The 15,714-nt window shown below is 72.6% G+C and carries 15 protein-coding genes; 13 read left to right on the top strand and 2 right to left on the bottom strand.

Annotated elements, in window-relative coordinates:
- The first annotated feature begins 19 nt into the window (after positions 1–19).
- From O3438_RS05945 to O3438_RS05935, 3 genes are all read left to right on the top strand, one after another.
- Positions 20–1,240 (top strand): sensor histidine kinase, encoded by a 1,221-nt coding sequence (locus O3438_RS05945; RefSeq protein ID WP_269678964.1) that lies wholly within the window; start codon positions 20–22, stop codon positions 1,238–1,240.
- Positions 1,237–1,902 carry a response regulator gene (locus O3438_RS05940; RefSeq protein ID WP_269678963.1) on the top strand — a complete coding sequence of 222 codons (666 nt, stop codon included), beginning with the start codon at positions 1,237–1,239 and terminating at the stop codon, positions 1,900–1,902. The genes O3438_RS05945 and O3438_RS05940 overlap by 4 nt, the downstream gene beginning before the upstream one ends.
- A 147-nt stretch (positions 1,903–2,049) precedes the next feature.
- Positions 2,050–4,524 carry an ABC transporter permease gene (locus tag O3438_RS05935; protein WP_269678962.1) on the top strand — a complete coding sequence of 825 codons (2,475 nt, stop codon included), beginning with the start codon at positions 2,050–2,052 and terminating at the stop codon, positions 4,522–4,524.
- Positions 4,525–4,604: 80 nt separating this feature from the next.
- Here the strand turns inward: O3438_RS05935 and O3438_RS05930 are convergent, their stop codons facing one another.
- On the bottom strand, positions 4,605–5,867 hold the full coding sequence (locus O3438_RS05930) for a nucleotide sugar dehydrogenase (protein ID WP_269678961.1): 1,263 nt from the start codon (positions 5,865–5,867) through the stop codon (positions 4,605–4,607).
- A gap of 124 nt (positions 5,868–5,991) precedes the next feature.
- The gene (locus O3438_RS05925; RefSeq protein ID WP_269678960.1) at positions 5,992–7,365 is read right to left on the bottom strand and encodes a serine/threonine-protein kinase; all 1,374 of its coding nucleotides are present in this window, start codon (positions 7,363–7,365) and stop codon (positions 5,992–5,994) included.
- A gap of 529 nt (positions 7,366–7,894) precedes the next feature.
- Here O3438_RS05925 and O3438_RS05920 point away from each other — a divergent pair.
- The 10 genes from O3438_RS05920 (at position 7,895) to O3438_RS05875 (ending at position 15,688) form a co-directional block, all read left to right on the top strand.
- Positions 7,895–8,527 carry an RNA polymerase sigma factor gene (locus O3438_RS05920; protein WP_269678959.1) on the top strand — a complete coding sequence of 211 codons (633 nt, stop codon included), beginning with the start codon at positions 7,895–7,897 and terminating at the stop codon, positions 8,525–8,527.
- 16 nt (positions 8,528–8,543) lie between these two features.
- On the top strand, positions 8,544–9,311 hold the full coding sequence (locus O3438_RS05915) for a hypothetical protein (RefSeq protein WP_269678958.1): 768 nt from the start codon (positions 8,544–8,546) through the stop codon (positions 9,309–9,311).
- Between the two features lie 156 nt (positions 9,312–9,467).
- Positions 9,468–10,706 (top strand): ergothioneine biosynthesis glutamate--cysteine ligase EgtA, encoded by a 1,239-nt coding sequence (egtA, locus tag O3438_RS05910; RefSeq protein ID WP_269678957.1) that lies wholly within the window; start codon positions 9,468–9,470, stop codon positions 10,704–10,706.
- 149 nt (positions 10,707–10,855) lie between these two features.
- Positions 10,856–12,175, top strand: coding sequence for an ergothioneine biosynthesis protein EgtB (gene egtB / locus O3438_RS05905; RefSeq protein ID WP_269678956.1), 1,320 nt, complete (start codon positions 10,856–10,858; stop codon positions 12,173–12,175).
- Positions 12,176–12,203: 28 nt separating this feature from the next.
- Complete coding sequence (gene egtC, locus O3438_RS05900; RefSeq protein ID WP_269683578.1) at positions 12,204–12,950, top strand: ergothioneine biosynthesis protein EgtC; 747 nt, start codon at positions 12,204–12,206, stop codon at positions 12,948–12,950.
- A gap of 48 nt (positions 12,951–12,998) precedes the next feature.
- The gene (gene egtD, locus O3438_RS05895; RefSeq protein WP_269678955.1) at positions 12,999–13,964 is read left to right on the top strand and encodes an L-histidine N(alpha)-methyltransferase; all 966 of its coding nucleotides are present in this window, start codon (positions 12,999–13,001) and stop codon (positions 13,962–13,964) included.
- A 215-nt stretch (positions 13,965–14,179) separates the two neighbouring features.
- Positions 14,180–14,767, top strand: a complete 588-nt coding sequence (locus O3438_RS05890; RefSeq protein WP_145785637.1) for a TMEM165/GDT1 family protein — start codon at positions 14,180–14,182, stop codon at positions 14,765–14,767.
- 36 nt (positions 14,768–14,803) lie between these two features.
- Positions 14,804–15,166, top strand: coding sequence for a DUF1622 domain-containing protein (locus O3438_RS05885; RefSeq protein WP_088989513.1), 363 nt, complete (start codon positions 14,804–14,806; stop codon positions 15,164–15,166).
- A complete protein-coding gene (locus O3438_RS05880; RefSeq protein ID WP_269678954.1) occupies positions 15,166–15,486 on the top strand; it encodes a hypothetical protein in 321 nt (106 codons plus the stop codon). The genes O3438_RS05885 and O3438_RS05880 overlap by 1 nt, the downstream gene beginning before the upstream one ends.
- 4 nt (positions 15,487–15,490) lie before the next feature.
- Positions 15,491–15,688 (top strand): hypothetical protein, encoded by a 198-nt coding sequence (locus O3438_RS05875; protein WP_269678953.1) that lies wholly within the window; start codon positions 15,491–15,493, stop codon positions 15,686–15,688.
- The last annotated feature ends 26 nt before the right edge of the window (positions 15,689–15,714 follow it).

Below are 15,714 nucleotides of genomic sequence, written 5' to 3'. Positions count from 1 at the left end.
GCCCCGGCACGTACCCTGGGTGACCGTGAGACGCACCCTGTTCGGTCGCCCGCTGCGCGGCGTCGCCTTCGACGTGGCCGTCGCCGCCCTGGTGGTGCTCGTCTCCCTGGCCTCGGCGGTGGCCCAGCCGGGCGGGTGGGCGGCCACGCTGGTCGGCGTGGGGATGGCGGTGGCGCTGCTGTTCCGGCGTACCCACCCGAGTGCGGTGACCGTGGTGGTCGCGGCGCTCGCCCTGGTCCAGGTGGTCGCCGAATGGGGCCCACTCGTCTACGACGTCGCCGTCCTGATCGCGCTCTACAGCGTGGTGAAGTACGGCGAGCGGCTCCGCGACGGCGTCGTGGCCGGCGCGGTCGCCGCCGTGGGAGTGCTGCTGGCCGCCGCCCAGACCCCCGGCGTCATCCAGTGGTGGGTCACCGCGCTGTGGTACGCCCTGGTCACGGGCGCGGTGTGGCTGGTCGCGCTGAACGTGCGTACCCGCCGGCTCTACGTGCTCAGCCTCGAGGAACGGGCCACCACCCTGGAACGTGAGCGGGAGGCGGAGTTCCGGGCGGCGGTCGCCGAGGAACGCACCCGCATCGCGAGGGAGCTGCACGACGTGGTCGCCCACAGCATGGCGGTGATGATCGTCCAGGCGGACGGCGCGCGATTCATGTTCGACCGCGACCCCGGCCAGGCGCGTACCGCCATGAAGGTGGTCGCGGACACCGGCCGGCAGGCCCTGGAGGAGATGCGTCGCCTGGTCGGCGTCCTGCGCGACGCCGGGCCGGGTGGCACCGACGGGTCCGACGGCCTCGTCGTGGCGGCCGATCCGGAGCACCGCCGTCTGGCCCTGGCCGAGCTGCCCGACCTGCTGGCCCGCTTCGACGACGCCGGGCTGCGCGTCCGCAGCACCGTCACCGGAGCGCCTCCGGCGCTCCCTCCGGGGTTGGAGCTGACCGTCTACCGGGTGGTGCAGGAGGCGCTGACCAACGCGCTCAAGCACGCCGGCGTCGGCGCCGGCGTCGAGGTCGCCCTGACGTACAGCGACGAGGCCGTCGTGGTCCGGGTCCTCGACAACGGTCTGGGCCGTCCACTGGTCAGCCCGGCGCCGTCGGGAGGTCACGGTCTGCTGGGCATGCGGGAGCGGGTGACGGTGTACGACGGCAGCCTCACCTCCGGCCCCCGGCCGGTCGGGGGCTGGCAGGTCGAGGTGCGGCTACCGCTACCGTCGGAGCCGGCAACGGAGGTGATCGCGGCATGACGATCCGAGTGGTGATCGTGGACGACCAGGCGCTGGTCCGCGCCGGGTTCCGCATGGTGCTGGACTCCCAGCCCGACCTGGAGGTGGTCGGCGAGGCGATCGACGGCGCCGACGCCCTGCGGGTGCTCGCCCGCACCGAGGCCGACGTCGTCGTGATGGACATCCGGATGCCGACCATGGACGGGGTGGAGGCGACCCGGCGGCTCTGCGCCGACCGGCCCGCCGGCCCGCCCCGGGTGCTGGTCCTGACGACCTTCGACACCGAGGCCGACGCTTTCGCGGCCCTGCAGGCCGGTGCGAGTGGGTTCCTGCTCAAGAACGTCCCACCGGAGGACCTGCTGGCCGCGATCCGGGTGGTGGCCCAGGGCGACTCCGTGGTCGCCCCGTCGATCACCCGACGGTTGCTGGACCGCTTCGCCGGGCAGCTCGGCACCGCGCCGACCGCAGACCCTCGACTCGCGCAGCTCACCGAACGGGAGCGGGAGGTGTTGCTGCTGGTCGCCCAGGGGCTGTCCAACGTGGAGATCGCCAACCGGGTGCACGTGGCGGAGGCGACGGTGAAGACACACGTCGGGCGGATCCTGGCGAAACTCCAGCTCCGCGACCGGGTGCAGGCGGTGGTCCTGGCGTACGAGAGCGGGCTGGTCACACCCGGCGGATGACGCCGCGTACGACCTGGGTCGTAGCGACCGGCGGACGCGGCGCGACCCGGGGCGCAGACAGGTCGAGCGCGCAGGCGGAGACGGGCGGACCGGTGTCGGTCATAGCGTCGGAAGGGTCCGATCCGCCACCTGCACCGGGAGCCTCGCTTGATCCGCCTGACCCTGCGCTCGTTGCGCGCCGAGGCGCTGCGCATGCTGCTCTCCGCGCTGGCCGTCGTGCTCGGCGTCGCGTTCGTCGCCGGCACCATGATCTTCGTCGACGGGATGCGCGCCGGGACGTACGAGCGGGCCGGCACGTTCGACCGCCACACCGACCTGGGTGTCTACTCGGCCGGCCGGGAGGTGCTGCCCCCGGGCCTGGTCGACCGGGTGCGCGCGGTCGACGGGGTGGCCGCGGCGGGCGGTGAGCTGACCAACACGGCCGGGGTGCTCGGCGTCGACGGTCGACCCGTCCTCGGCTTCACCATGCTCGTCGCGATCCCCACCGAGGCCGCCCTGCGCTCGTACGACGTGGTCGCCGGACGGTTGCCCGACCGCGCCGGAGAGGTGGTGCTCGACGCGAAGACGGCCGCCGCGGAGCGCTTCGCGCTCGGCTCCACGGTCCGCGTCGGCGGCGCCAGCGGCCCGGCCCGGCCGTACACCCTGGTCGGCACCGTCGACGTGACGGGCACCGTCCGTGATGTCGGCGGCCCGTTCGTCGGCATGGTCGGACCGGACGCGCTGGCCCTCACCGGCGAGCGTGGGTACGGTCGGATTCTGGTGGCGGCCCGGCCGGGCGCCTCCGTCGCGGCGCTGACCGACCGGCTGCGCGCCGTGATCGGCGGCGAGGCCGTGGTGAAGAGCCGTCAGCAGATCCTCGACGAGGCCGTCGAGGACGCGGTCCGCAACGTGGACCAGTTCCGGATGCTGCTGTTGATCTTCGTTGGGGTCGCCGTGGTGGTGGCCGGTTTCGTCATCGCCAACACGTTCGCGATCGTGTTGGCGCAGCGCACCCGGCGCACCGCCCTGCTACGCCTGGTCGGGGCCACGCGGGGCCAGGTCTTCCGGGCCGCCGTGCTGGAGTCGGCGGTGCTGGGGCTGGTGGCCTCCGCGTGCGGTGTGCTGCTCGGGGTGGTCCTCGCCGGCGGGATGCGACTGTTGATGTCCCGACTGGACGCGCCGGTCGCCGGCGGCCTGACCGTGACCGGCTCGACAGTCCTCACCGGACTGCTCCTGGGCACCGCGTTGACAGTGTGCGCCGCTCTGCTCCCGGCCTGGCGGGGGACCCGGGTCGCCCCGGTGGCCGCGCTGACCGACGCCGCGGTGCAGCCCGCGCGTGCCGCTGGTCGGGTGCGGCTGGCCGTCGGCGCGGTGGTCCTGGCCGTCGCTGTCGCGGCGCTGACCGGCGCCGCCAGCGCGGGCCAACTGCTGCTGGTGGCGGCCGGCGGGGTGCTGGCCTTCTTCGGGATCGTCCTGTTCGGGCCGCTCCTCGTTCCGGCCCTGGCCCGGGTGTTCGGCTGGCCGGCCCGCCGCGTGCTCGGGGCGACCGGCGACCTGGCGGTGGCCAACACGACCCGCAACCCGCGGCGGGTCGCCGCGAGCGCCACCGCCCTGGTGATCGGGATCGGGCTGGTGTCGGCGTTCATGGTCGGCGCCCGCAGCACCAAGGACGGCATCGAACGCAGCGTGGACGCCCAGATCGGCACCGACTTCGTGGTCAGCGGTATCGGTCAGAACCTGCCGGCCGCGCTCGCCGGCGAGCTCAGCGCCCGACCCGAGTTGGGTGTCGTGCACGAGCACCGCAGCACTGTCGTCGCCGACGTCGAGATCCGCGCGGCCCACCCGGCGCTGGTCGGCCGGACGCTGGGCGCGGTGCTCGCCGGCGACGCCGGTCGGGTCGGGCGGGGGCAGGTGCTGGTACACCGGGAGTTGGCGCAGGCCCGCGGTTGGCGGGTCGGCTCACTGGTAACAGTGCGAGGCCACTCGTTCCAGGTGGCCGCCGTGGTCACCGACGACACCTCCGGCGACGGGGCGCCCACCGGACACGTCATCGACATGGCCGACGCCGACTTCGCCGCGCTCTTCCCCGACCAGCGCGGTTTCCTCGCCGAGATCGACCCCGCCGCCGGGGTGAGCGCCGAGCAGGCCCGGGAGGTGATCGAGACGGTGCTGGGCCGCTACCCGACGGTGAACCTGTTGGACCAGGGCGCGTACAAGAAGATGCTGACCAGCACCGTCGACATGCTGCTCGTCTTCGTCACCGCACTGCTCGGCCTGGCGGTCGTGATCGCACTGGTCGGCGTGGCGAACACGCTGAGCCTGTCGGTCGTCGAGCGGACCAGGGAGAACGCCGTGCTGCGAGCTGTCGGGCTCAGCCGAGGGCGCATGCGTGCCGTACTCGCCGTGGAAGCGGTGCTGATGGCGCTCGTCGGCGCGGTGCTCGGCGTGGCGCTGGGCACCGGCGTCAGCGCCTCCGCGATGGCCCTGCTGGCCCGCCTCGGCGGGGACTTCCACGTGGTGCTGCCGCTCGGTCAGCTCGGTCTGACCCTCGCCGTCGCGGTGGTGGCCGCCCTGCTCGCCTCCGTGCTGCCCGCCCGTCGGGCACTGTCCCGCCCGGTCGTCGAGGCGCTGGCCGACCAGTGACCTGGGACCGCTGCACGGGCGGACATCCGCCGGCCGGTCCCGCCAACTGTCGTCGGCGGGACCGGCCAGCGGTGCCGGGTCTACAGGCGCTCGACCAGCGGGCCGACGCACCGGTTGCGGGTGTCGAACACGTAGCTGGCGTGCCGGACCACGAGGTCGTAGTCGAAACTGTCGTGGTCGGTGACCACCACCACCCCGTCGGCGGCGCTCACCTCCCGCTCGGACAGCCCGACCACGGTGACCCCGGCCGGGATCTGGTGCGACTCGGCGTACGGCTCCACCGCGTGGACCTCGGCCCCGAGCGCCTGCAACCGGCGGGCCACGTCGACCGCCGGGGAGTCCCGCATGTCGCCGGTGTTCTTCTTGTACGCCAGTCCGAGCAGCAACAGCCGGGCGCCGCTGACGGATCGGCCCTTCCGGTTCAGTCCCGCCATGACCCGCTGCGCGACGTGTTCCGGCATCTCGTGGTTCACGTCGTTGGCCAACTCGATGAACCGGAACTGCCGGCCGAGGCGGCGCTTGACCTGCCACGACAGGTAACACGGGTCGATCGGCAGGCAGTGGCCGCCCACGCCGGGGCCGGGTCGGAACGGCAGGAAACCGAACGGCTTGGTCTCGGCGGCGTCGATCGCCTGCCAGACGTCGATGTCGAGGTGGTGCGACAGCATCGTCAGCTCGTTGATCAACGCGATGTTGACCTGGCGGAACGTGTTCTCGATCAGCTTGGTCAGCTCGGCGACCCGGGTGGAGTCCACCGGGACGGTGCGGTGCACGATGCGCTGGTAGAACTCGTCCACCCGGGCCAGCGACGCCGGGTCCACCCCGGAGACGACCTTCGGGGTGTTCTCCAGCTTCCAGGTCGGGTTGCCCGGGTCGATCCGTTCCGGGCTGTAACCGAGGTGGAAGTCGCCAGGGCTGGTCAGGCCACTGGCCGACTCCAACAGCGGGCGCAGCAGCTCCTCCGTCGTGCCCGGGTACGTGGTCGACTCCAGGACGACTGTGCAACCCGGCCGGACGTACGGACCGATACCGATACCGGCCTGCTCGACGAAGCTCAGGTCGGGGGTGCCGTCGCGCAGTGGGGTCGGCACGGTGATGACGCAGATGTCGAAACCCTCCGCGTCGGAGTACTCCGTGCTGGGGTTGTACCGGCCGCTGCCCAACGCCCGGCCCAGCCGGTCGGTCGGGATGTCCTCGATGAACGACTCGCCGGAGGCGAGACGCTTCACCCGGTCGGCGTCGACGTCGAGGCCCACCACGTCCAGCCCCGCTTCGACGGCACGCAGGGCCAGCGGCAACCCGACGTACCCCTGACCGATCACGACCAGCTTTTCAACGCTCACCCAGGCTCCTGCGGCAGTTGGTGGAAATGGCCTGCAGAGAGCCTAGAGGCGTCTTGAGCGACGTAAGTCCGTTTTGGGGATATCGGTGCTGGTGGGACCGCGCCGAGGGGCGGTGCCCGGCGGATTACCCGCCCGCGCCGTCCGGAATGGCCGGCGTGCTCTCCGTCTCCGTGGGCGTGGCGGACGTCGGCGGGGTGCTCGGTTCGCCGGTCGGACCACCGGTGGGCGCGGTCGTCCCGGTCGGCGTCCCCGTCGGAGTCGGTGAACTGGTCGTCTGGCTGGGCTGCGTGCTCGGCGTGGTGGAGACCGAGGCGGACGGGGAGTTGCCCGCGACCGGCGGACGATCAGGTCGAACGGGGTCACCGGTGGTGACCTGTTCGTTTCCGGCCGGCAGTTCCTGCGGGCCGTCCGGCGCGACCGTCGGCGAGGTGGTGGGCAGTTTGACCGCCGGGTTCTCGCCGGTGTGGCGCGCCGCGCCCAGGGCGGCGCCGAGCCCGACCAGCGCGACCAGGACCGCCGCGGCCGCGCCGACCAGCGGCCCCCGCCGCCGCTGACGCCCGGCCTGCGTCGCGCTCGCCACCGCCGCGCCGGCCGGCACGTCGGTACGGGTGCCCGGGCCGGCCTCGCGCAGGGCGACCGGTGTGGCCATCGCCGTCGGAGGCTCACCGCCGGTGACCGCGGTACGGGCGGCCTCGGCCATCGCCGCCCCGCTGCTGAACCTGTCCTGCGGGTCCTTCGCCAGTGCCCGGGACACCAGGGCGCGGACCGCCTCCGGGATGTCGTGCGGCAGGTCGGGTGGTTCGTCGTCCAGGTGTCGCACGGCGACCTGGAGCGGGTTGTCGCCGGTGAACGGCGGACTGCCGGTGAGGCAGCAGTAGGTGACAGCGCCCAGCGCGTAGATGTCGGTGGCACCACTCACCGGTCGACCGGCCGCCTGCTCGGGTGCCATGTAGAGGGCGGTGCCGGGCACCGCGTTGGTGCTGGTGATGCTGGTGATGTCGGTGGAACGGGCCACACCGAAGTCCACCAGGACGACGGTGCCGTCCTCCTGCACCAGCAGGTTGCTGGGCTTGACGTCCCGGTGCACGATGCCACCGCGGTGCGCGGCGTTGAGCGCGGCGGCCGCCTGGGCCACGATCGACATCGTCTCGGCCACGTCGAGCCGGCCAGCCGCCTCGATCCGCTTGGACAGCGGCTCGCCGGCGACGAACTCCATCACGAGGTAGTCCGCTCGGCCGCCGTCGTCGGGCAGGTCGTCGGCGCCGCAGTCGAAGACCTGCACGATGCCCGGGTGACGCAGCGCCGCCATGATCCGGGCCTCGGCCCGGAACCGGGCGATGAAATCCGGGTCGGAGACCAGCGCGGGCAGCAGGACCTTGACCGCGACCTGCCGGCCGAGGATCAGGTCGGAGGCACGCCAGACGTCGCCCATACCGCCGGTGGCGACACGTTCGTCCAAGCGGTAGCGACCGCTGAGCACGACCTCCGATGACAACACCGCATTACCGTACCTAGAGTGGCGCTGTACGGCTTACCGCGGCCTGTCGTCCGTGTGGGTGACACGCGTCGCGGCGCCGCCCTGACCTGTGTGGACGCCACGTTCCTGTGACGCGGTGACGACGTGCGGTGACGAAACCTGACATCCCTGCGCGGGCGGACGCCCGACGGGCCGCCAAAAGCCGTGACCGGGCATGGATCGTTTCCCCGGGTCACGGATTGTTACGCCGACGCGCCGTTCGGCGGGGTTGATAATTGTCACTCTTCCGTAACGCGGTGCCGACTTGTCGCGTCGTCGGTCCCCTCCTAGCGTTAGCCCGGCTCGGGTCCCCGGCGACTTCGGCGCGCGCCGCCGACCACCGTGGTGGTGGCCCGGACATCCGGCCCGGACCACCCGGGTCGCGGGCGCGATCAGAGCGGCGGGGGGCGGTACGGGTGCGGCAGCTGGTTGGTTCGGCGTCTCGTTCCCCCCGGTCTGCCTCGGTGTGGCAGCTGAGGTCGGCACTCCCCGGGCAGCCCACGGGTCGCGGATGACCGGCGACCTGTCGGAGGCGGTCAGCGCGGCGCAGGGTGGGGACGAGGACGCGTTCCGCTTCCTCTACCGCACCCTCCAGCCGGGACTCCTGCGGTACCTCACCGCCCTCGTCGGCGCGGACGCCGAGGACGTCGCCTCGGACGCCTGGCTGCAGATATCGCGCGACCTGCCGACGTTCACCGGTGGCGAGTTCCGCGCCTGGGTCGTCACCATCGCCCGCAACCGGGCCATGGACCACCTGCGCCGGCTGCGCCGCCGCCCCGCCCTCCCCGTCCCGGTGCAGGCGCTCGTCCATCTGGCCAGCGACGCCGACACCGCAGAGGGGGCCAGCGAGACGATCGGCACCGAGACAGCCCTTGCGCTGATCGCCACGCTCCCTCCCCGTGAGGCCGAAGCGGTGCTGTTGAGGGCCGTGGTCGGGCTCGACGCGGGATCCGCCGGCCGGGTGCTGGGCCGTCGGGCCGGTGCCGTCCGCACCGCCGCCCACCGAGGCCTGCGACGGCTCGCGGCCCTGCTGGAGCGCGAGGATTCGGTCGGACTGCCGGTCGGGGTCGACGGGGTGCCGCCACCCCGGTCGGGCAGCAGCCCGGCCGTGCGGGCGTCGCACACCGAGCCGGTGGACGGCTGACATGAGGGGATCTCCGATGAACCCGTTCCGGCGGGCCGACCACGCCGACACCGAACGGCTACTCGACTCCGCCCAGCCCGAGGGGGGCACCCGGCCGGGTTCGGCCGCTACCCCGGCGGACACCGACGTGCCGTCCGCCCAGGTCCCCGGGTCCACCCCGGCCGAGCCGGTCGCGCGGTTGCTCGCCGCGGCCGCCGGTCCGGTCCGGCCCGGGGAACTGGCCGGCGAGGAGGCCGCGCTGGCCGCGTTCCGAGCCGCCCGGGCCGAACCGTCGCCGTCGGTGCCCCACCGCGCGCGCCGTCGACGCCTGACCACCGGCGCGGCGGCCTGGATCGGCGCGGTCGCGGTCACCGCCACGGCCGGCGCCGCCTTCGCAGCGGTCCGACAGGACTGGATACCGGTACCTGTCGCACCGGAGCCGCCCCGAGCGTCGCCGACGCCGGATTCGCCCCGGTCCAACGACAACACCCGGTCGCCGGCGGAGACGCCCTCGCGCGGCACCGCGTCGCCCCGCCCACCGTCGCCCGCCACGCCGTCGGCGGCAGCGCCACCGGCGCACAGCCCTCCCGCCGGCCCGTTGTACGGCCAGTGCCGTTCGTGGCTGGACAAGAAGCCCGGCCAACGGGAGAAGGCACTGCGGACGCCGGGCTTCGAGCGGCTGGTGACCGCCGCCGGTGGTGCCGAGCGGGTCGAGGAGTACTGCCGCCGGCTGGTTGCCGAGGCGAAGCCCTCGGCGAAATCCGCCGCGCCGCACCCTCCGTCGGGCCGCCCCTCTCCGAAGTGAGCGGTGGCCGCCCGGGTGGTTAGTTCCGCCCGGCATGGGAAATTCGTCTGTCGGACAGAGGTTGGTGGCTCCGTGCACGCCCTCCGACGGTGTCGGTGGGTGGGTCTACCGTGACACGGTGTCGCTGAGCCGGCACCTGGAGAGGGGACCCGACCGTTGGTGACGTCACCCGAGTTGGAGCGCAGCGCCATCCTGCGTGAGTCGGCAGCCGCAGGCCGGCACCTTGCCCGGATCTGCTTCAAGACCGGTCCGCCGACCCACACCGGCGTCGAACTGGAATGGACCGTGCACGACGCCGCCGATCCCGTCCGTCCCGTCGACCCGGGGCGGCTCAGGGCGGCGCTGGGGCGGCACAGCCCCGCCACGTTGGATCCCACCAGCCCGGCCGAGCCGCTGCGAGACGGCGGCGTGGTGACCCTGGAGCCGGGCGGCCAGTTGGAGATCTCCACCCCACCCCGACCCTCGACCGCCGCGTTGATCCAGGCCACCGAGGCCGACATCGCCCAGGTCACGGACCTGCTGGCTGCCGCCGGTCTGGTCCTTGGTCGCAGTGGCATCGACCCGCACCGGCGGCCCCGCCCGGTGGTGGAAACTCCCCGTTACCGCGCGATGCGCGCCGCCTTCGACCGGCGTGGCCCGGCCGGCCGCGTCATGATGTACAGCACCGCCGGGCTGCAGGTCTGTCTCGATGCCGGCGAGCCGGACCAGATCGCCGACCGTTGGGCGGCAGCGCACGCCGTCGGCCCGCCGCTGCTCGCGGCGTTCGCCTCCGCCAACCGGCACGCCGGGCGTCGCACCGGTTGGGCCAGTGCCCGGATGGCCGCCTGGCTGGCCATCGACCCGGCCCGCACCCGACCGGTCTGGACGCCCGGCGACGCCGCCGAGGATCCGCGGGCCACCTGGGTCCGGTACGTGCTCGACGCGCCGTTGCTCTGTCGGCGTCGGCACGGCTCGGACTGGACAGTGCCGCCCGGTGTGACCTTCGCCGACTGGCTCGACGGTGCTCTGCCGCAGCCACCCACCACCCATGACCTCGACTACCACGTCAGCACCCTTTTCCCGCCGGTGCGGCCGCGGGGATACCTGGAGCTGCGTTACCTGGACGCCCAGCCGGAGCGGGACTGGCGACTCCCGCTGGCGGTGCTGAGTGCCCTTTTCCACGACCCGGGCACGGTGCGGGCGGCGTACGTCATCTCGGCCCCGGTGGCGCATCGCTGGTCGGCCGCCGCCCGCAGGGGCCTGGGCGACCCCGCGTTGGCCGCCGCCGCGACGGGCCTGCTCGACCTGGCCCTGACCGTCCTGCCCCGGTTGGGCCTGCCGGTCGACACCCAGGAAGAGATCGAGCGAGGGGTACGACGGCGGCTGAGCGCCGCCACCGGGCAGGGGAGCCAGTGAGTACGCAGTCGCGAACGGCAGGAGGTTCGGTGAGGGCGAGGAGTGAGCCGGGGTTGCGAGCCCCGCAGTCCCGAACGGCAGGAGGTTCGGTGAGGGCGAGGAGTGAGCCGGGGTTGCGAGCCCCGCAGTCCCGAACGGCAGGAGGTTCGGTGAGTTCGAGCAGTGAGCAGTTGCGTGACCGGATCGCTGTGGAGTTGGCCCGGGCCCGCTCCCGTACGTCGTTGTTGACCGAGGTGGTGGACGACGGTGAGTTGATGCGTCAGCACTCGCCTCTGATGTCGCCGCTGGTCTGGGACCTCGCCCACGTGGGCAACCAGGAGGAGCTGTGGCTGGTCCGCGACGTCGGCGGGCGCGAGCCGGTGCGGTGTGACATCGACGAGTTGTACGACGCGTTCAAGCAGCCGCGTCGGGACCGTCCGGCGTTGCCTCTGTTGGCGCCCGCCGAGGCGCGTGCCTACCTGGGCACGGTGCGGGACAAGGTGCACGACCTCCTCGACACGGTGGCGTTCGGCGAGCGGCCGCTGGTCGCCGACGGGTTCGCCTTCGGCATGATCGTGCAGCACGAGCAGCAGCACGACGAGACGATGCTTGCCACCCACCAACTGCGCGCGGGGTCGGCGGTGCTGCACGCTCCTCCGCCGCCCGAGCCGTCGGTTCGGGTCGGCGGGGAGGTGCTGGTGCCGGCGGGGGAGTTCACGATGGGCACCGATACCGACCCGTGGGCGTTGGACAACGAACGTCCCGCGCATCGTGTCGACCTCCCGGCGTACGTCATCGACGCGGCACCGGTCACCAACGGGCAGTACGAGGCCTTCATCGCCGACGGCGGTTACGACGATCAGCGGTGGTGGAGTCCGGAGGGTTGGGCGCATCGGCTCCGGGAGGGTCTGGCGGCGCCGATGCACTGGCGTCGTGACGGCGACGAGTGGTCGTACCGGCGTTTCGGCCGGTGGGATCGGGTGCGCGGGGACGAGCCGGTGGTGCACGTGTGCTTCTACGAGGCGCAGGCGTACGCGGCGTGGGCCGGTAAGCGGCTGCCCACCGAGGCGGAGTGGGAGAAGGCGGCCCGGTGGGATCCGTCGACGGGGCGGTCGCGGCGTTATCCGTGGGGCGACGAGGACCCGACCGAGGTGCACGCGAACCTCGATCAGCGGCATCTGTGGCCGGCGCCGGTGGGCGCGTACCCGGCCGGTGTGTCGCCGTTGGGTGTGCACCAGCTCGTCGGTGACGTCTGGGAGTGGACGTCGAGCGCGTTCGGCGGGCATCCGGGCTTCACCGCGTTTCCCTACCGCGAATACTCGGAGGTCTTCTTCGGCGACGACTACCGCGTGTTGCGTGGTGGTTCGTTCGGCACCGACCGTTCGGCGTGCCGGGGCACCTTCCGTAACTGGGACTATCCGATCCGCCGGCAGATCTTCAGCGGTTTCCGCTGTGCCCGCGACGCCCGACCGGACGAGTCGTACCGGTGATCGGCGGTTCGGTGGGCAGGGCCCGCTGATGTGTCGTCACCTGGTCTACCTGGGGCCGCCGGTCACCCTGGCCGAGGTGCTGTTCGACCCGCCGCACTCGTTGGTGCGGCAGTCCTGGGCACCTCGGGACATGCGCGGCGGCGGCACCGTCAACGCCGACGGGTTCGGCGTCGGCTGGTACCCGGGCGAGGGTGAGCCGGTGCGGTATCGGCGGGCGCAGCCGATCTGGAGCGACCCGACCATCGCCCAACTGGCGGCGGTGACCCGCGCCGGGGCGGTGCTCGCGGCGGTGCGGTCGGCCACTGTCGGTATGGCGGTGCTCGACGGCGCCGCCGCGCCCTTCGCCGAGGGGCGGTGGCTGTTCAGCCACAACGGTGTGGTCCGCGGCTGGCCGGACGCGGTGGTGCCGCTCGCCTCCGGCCTGCCGGTGCGTGACCTGCTCACGTTGGACGCCGCCACCGACTCGGCGTTGCTGTGGGCGTTGGTGCGGCATCGGCTGCGCGCCGGGGACGGCCCGGCGGACGCGGTCGGGCGGACGGTGGCCGACGTCGCCGCGGCCGCCCCCGGGTCGCGGCTGAACCTGCTGCTCACCGACGGCCGGCGGGCGGTGGCGAGTGCGGCCGGGCATGCGTTGTCGGTACGCGAGTCGCCCGGTTCGGTGCTGCTCGCCTCCGAGCCGCACGACGACGACCCCGGGTGGCGGCCGGTGCCGGAGGGGCACCTGGTCGTCGCCACCGCTGACGAGGTGCGGGTACGTCCACTTCCGACCCGGTGAGCAGCACCGGGCGACACGCGATTGTCGATCGAGCAGAGGGGCGAGTTGATGACGGCGGAACCGCTGGAGGTCTACCTCGAGGAGCGCGATCTGGAGCGTGGTCTGCGCGACGACGTTCGGGCCGGCCTGAGCGCCGAGCAGAAGTGGCTGCCGCCGAAGTGGTTCTACGACGCCCGGGGCAGCGAGTTGTTCGAGGAGATCACCCGCCTCCCCGAGTACTACCCCACCCGGGCGGAGCGGGAGGTGTTGGCCGAGCGGGCTCCGGACATCGCGGCGTTGACCGAGGCCAAGACGTTGATCGAGTTGGGGTCCGGGTCGTCGGAGAAGACCCGCCTGTTGTTGGACGCGTTCACCCGCCGGGGTGGGCTGGGCACGTTCGTTCCGCTCGACGTGTCGGTCAGCGCCCTGCAAGGGTCCACCGCCCAGATCGCCGCCGACTACCCGGGCCTGCGGGTGCGGGGCATCGTGGGGGACTTCACCCGGCAGCTGGACCGGCTGCCCACCGGCGGCCGACGGCTCGTTGTCTTCCTCGGCGGCACCATCGGCAACCTGCTGCCCGCCGAGCGGGCCGAGTTCCTCACGGCGATGCGCGCGACGCTGGAGGTCGGCGACTGGCTGCTGCTCGGCACGGACCTGGTGAAGGACCCGTCGGTGATCGTGCCCGCCTACGACGACGCGGCCGGGGTCACCGCCGAGTTCAACCGCAACGTGCTCCGGGTGATCAACCGCGAGTTGGGCGCCGACTTCGACCCGGGGGCGTTCGACCATGTCGCTCTCTGGGACCCGGAGCGCGAGTGGATCGAGATGCGGTTGCGGGCGACCCGGCCGATGCGGGTGCGGGTGTTGGGTATGACCGTCGACTTCGCGGCGGGGGAGGACCTGCGCACCGAGGTCTCGGCGAAGTTCCACAGGGAGGGGATCGCCGCGGAGTTGGCGGCGGCGGGCTTCGTGACGGCGGAGTTCTGGACGGACCCGGCGGGGCTCTTCGGGGTCACGCTGGCGCGGGCCCGGTGAGCCTGTTCACCCGCCTCGTACCGGGCCGCTGGTGATCGGTTAGGCTGACCGGGCGAAGGGGAGTAGCCCCCAATGTCGTGGTCGACATACTGGTGCGTTCCGCATCCGGCCACGCGGCCCCGGTCTCCGGGGCGGGCGAGACCTTCGACTCAGGCTGTTGCAGCCGGGTCGAGGGCGCCCCTGTACCTCCTCCCGGCATGAGCGGGAAGGACGTCATGGAGGGATTTTTCGCCGCGCTGGTCGTCAGCTTCGGTGTCATCTTCGTCGCGGAGCTGGGAGACAAGTCCCAGTTGATGGCGTTGACCTTCGCCACGCGGTTCAAGCCGATCCCGGTGCTGATCGGTATCACTGTCGCCACGGCGGTGGTGCACCTGGCGTCGGTCGCCATCGGCGCGGGCCTCGGGGCGGTGTTGCCGACCGAGTGGATCTCCCTGGTGGCCGGTGTGGCGTTCCTCGGCTTCGGCGCGTGGACCCTGCGCGGGGACAAACTCACCGAGGAGGAGAAGCGCAAGGCGGAGAAGACGAACAAGACCGCGCTGGTGGCGGTGTCGGTGGCCTTCTTCCTGGCCGAGCTGGGTGACAAGACGATGCTCGCCACGATCACGCTGGCCACCAAGTACGGCTGGTTCGGCACCTGGCTCGGTTCCACCATCGGCATGGTGGCGGCGGACGCGTTGGCCATCCTGGTCGGTCGGATGCTCGGTCGTCGGCTGCCGGAGAAGACCATCAAGTACGGCGCCGCGATCCTGTTCGCCATCTCCGGTCTGTGGCTGATCCTGGAGGCGGTGAACGAGCTGACCTGAGGGCCTAGCTGCCCCGAGGGCGGGTAACGGCCCGGGGTGGAGCCGGCCGAGCTGTTGCGACACGGCGACCAGGTGTTGGTGGCCGTGGTGGAGGTGGCCGGCGCGCTGGTGATCTTCGTGGGCGCGGTCTGGGCGGCGGTGCGGTTCGTGGTCGAGGGGCTGCGACACCGCACCGCCGCCCGTTTCACTCCGATCCGGCTGTCGCTGGGCCGGTTCCTGACTCTCGGCCTGGAGTTCCAGTTGGCGGCGGACGTGCTGCGGACCGCGGTGTCCCCGTCGTTCGAGCAGATCGGCCAGCTGGCCGCGATCGCGACGATCCGGACGGCGTTGAACTACTTCCTGGGCCGGGAGATCCGCCAGGAGCAGCGCCAGGTGGCCGAGGGGGAGCGTCACGGGTGATGGAATCCCTGGTCACGGTGGTGACCGCCCTGGCCCTGGTGGTCGCCGTGGTGACAGTGCTCAGCACCGGTGCGCTGAAGACCGGCGTCCGACTGCTGCTGGACCTTCTGACGGCGGCCGGGCTGATCCGGCTGGCCGGCGATCCCGGCTGGAACGGTCTGGTCGGCGCGGTGGCGATCATCGCCCTGCGTCAACTGCTCGGCGCGGCACTGAGCGCTCCGACCCCGTGGTCCGGGCGACAATCCCCGGCCCCCTGCGCCGAAGACGATTGCCACCTACCGTTGGCGCTAGGACGCGACACCAGGAAATCGGGAGGATGACCAGATGAGCCGGCACGACGAACCGAACGAGTACGGCTTCTCCGGCGCTGGCACCGCTCCCGAACCGCCGCCCGGCGGGAAGCCCGACGAGCAGGATCGTGTCGAGGAGGTGGCGGTGCCGGGCGACGACCTCACCGCTCCCGCAGCCGAGGCGGTGGTCGAGGAGACCGAGGACCTGCCGCCCGCTGACCGTCGGCGCTGATCGGAGTCGTCGTCGGCGGGTCGCCG

Source organism: Micromonospora sp. WMMC250 (assembly GCF_027460215.1).
GTDB classification, from domain to species: Bacteria; Actinomycetota; Actinomycetes; order Mycobacteriales; family Micromonosporaceae; genus Micromonospora; species Micromonospora taraxaci.
Note: the sequence above shows the minus strand (reverse complement) of the source record. Positions and strands in the feature narration are given on the sequence as shown.

Coding starts and splice junctions, on each gene's coding strand:
- O3438_RS05940 (WP_269678963.1), top strand. CDS start 1,237: ATGACGATCCGAGTGGTGATCGTGGACGACCAGGCGCTGGTCCGCGCC.
- O3438_RS05920 (WP_269678959.1), top strand. CDS start 7,895: ATGACCGGCGACCTGTCGGAGGCGGTCAGCGCGGCGCAGGGTGGGGAC.
- O3438_RS05915 (WP_269678958.1), top strand. CDS start 8,544: ATGAACCCGTTCCGGCGGGCCGACCACGCCGACACCGAACGGCTACTC.
- egtC (WP_269683578.1), top strand. CDS start 12,204: ATGTGTCGTCACCTGGTCTACCTGGGGCCGCCGGTCACCCTGGCCGAG.
- egtD (WP_269678955.1), top strand. CDS start 12,999: ATGACGGCGGAACCGCTGGAGGTCTACCTCGAGGAGCGCGATCTGGAG.
- O3438_RS05890 (WP_145785637.1), top strand. CDS start 14,180: ATGGAGGGATTTTTCGCCGCGCTGGTCGTCAGCTTCGGTGTCATCTTC.
- O3438_RS05880 (WP_269678954.1), top strand. CDS start 15,166: ATGGAATCCCTGGTCACGGTGGTGACCGCCCTGGCCCTGGTGGTCGCC.
- O3438_RS05875 (WP_269678953.1), top strand. CDS start 15,491: ATGAGCCGGCACGACGAACCGAACGAGTACGGCTTCTCCGGCGCTGGC.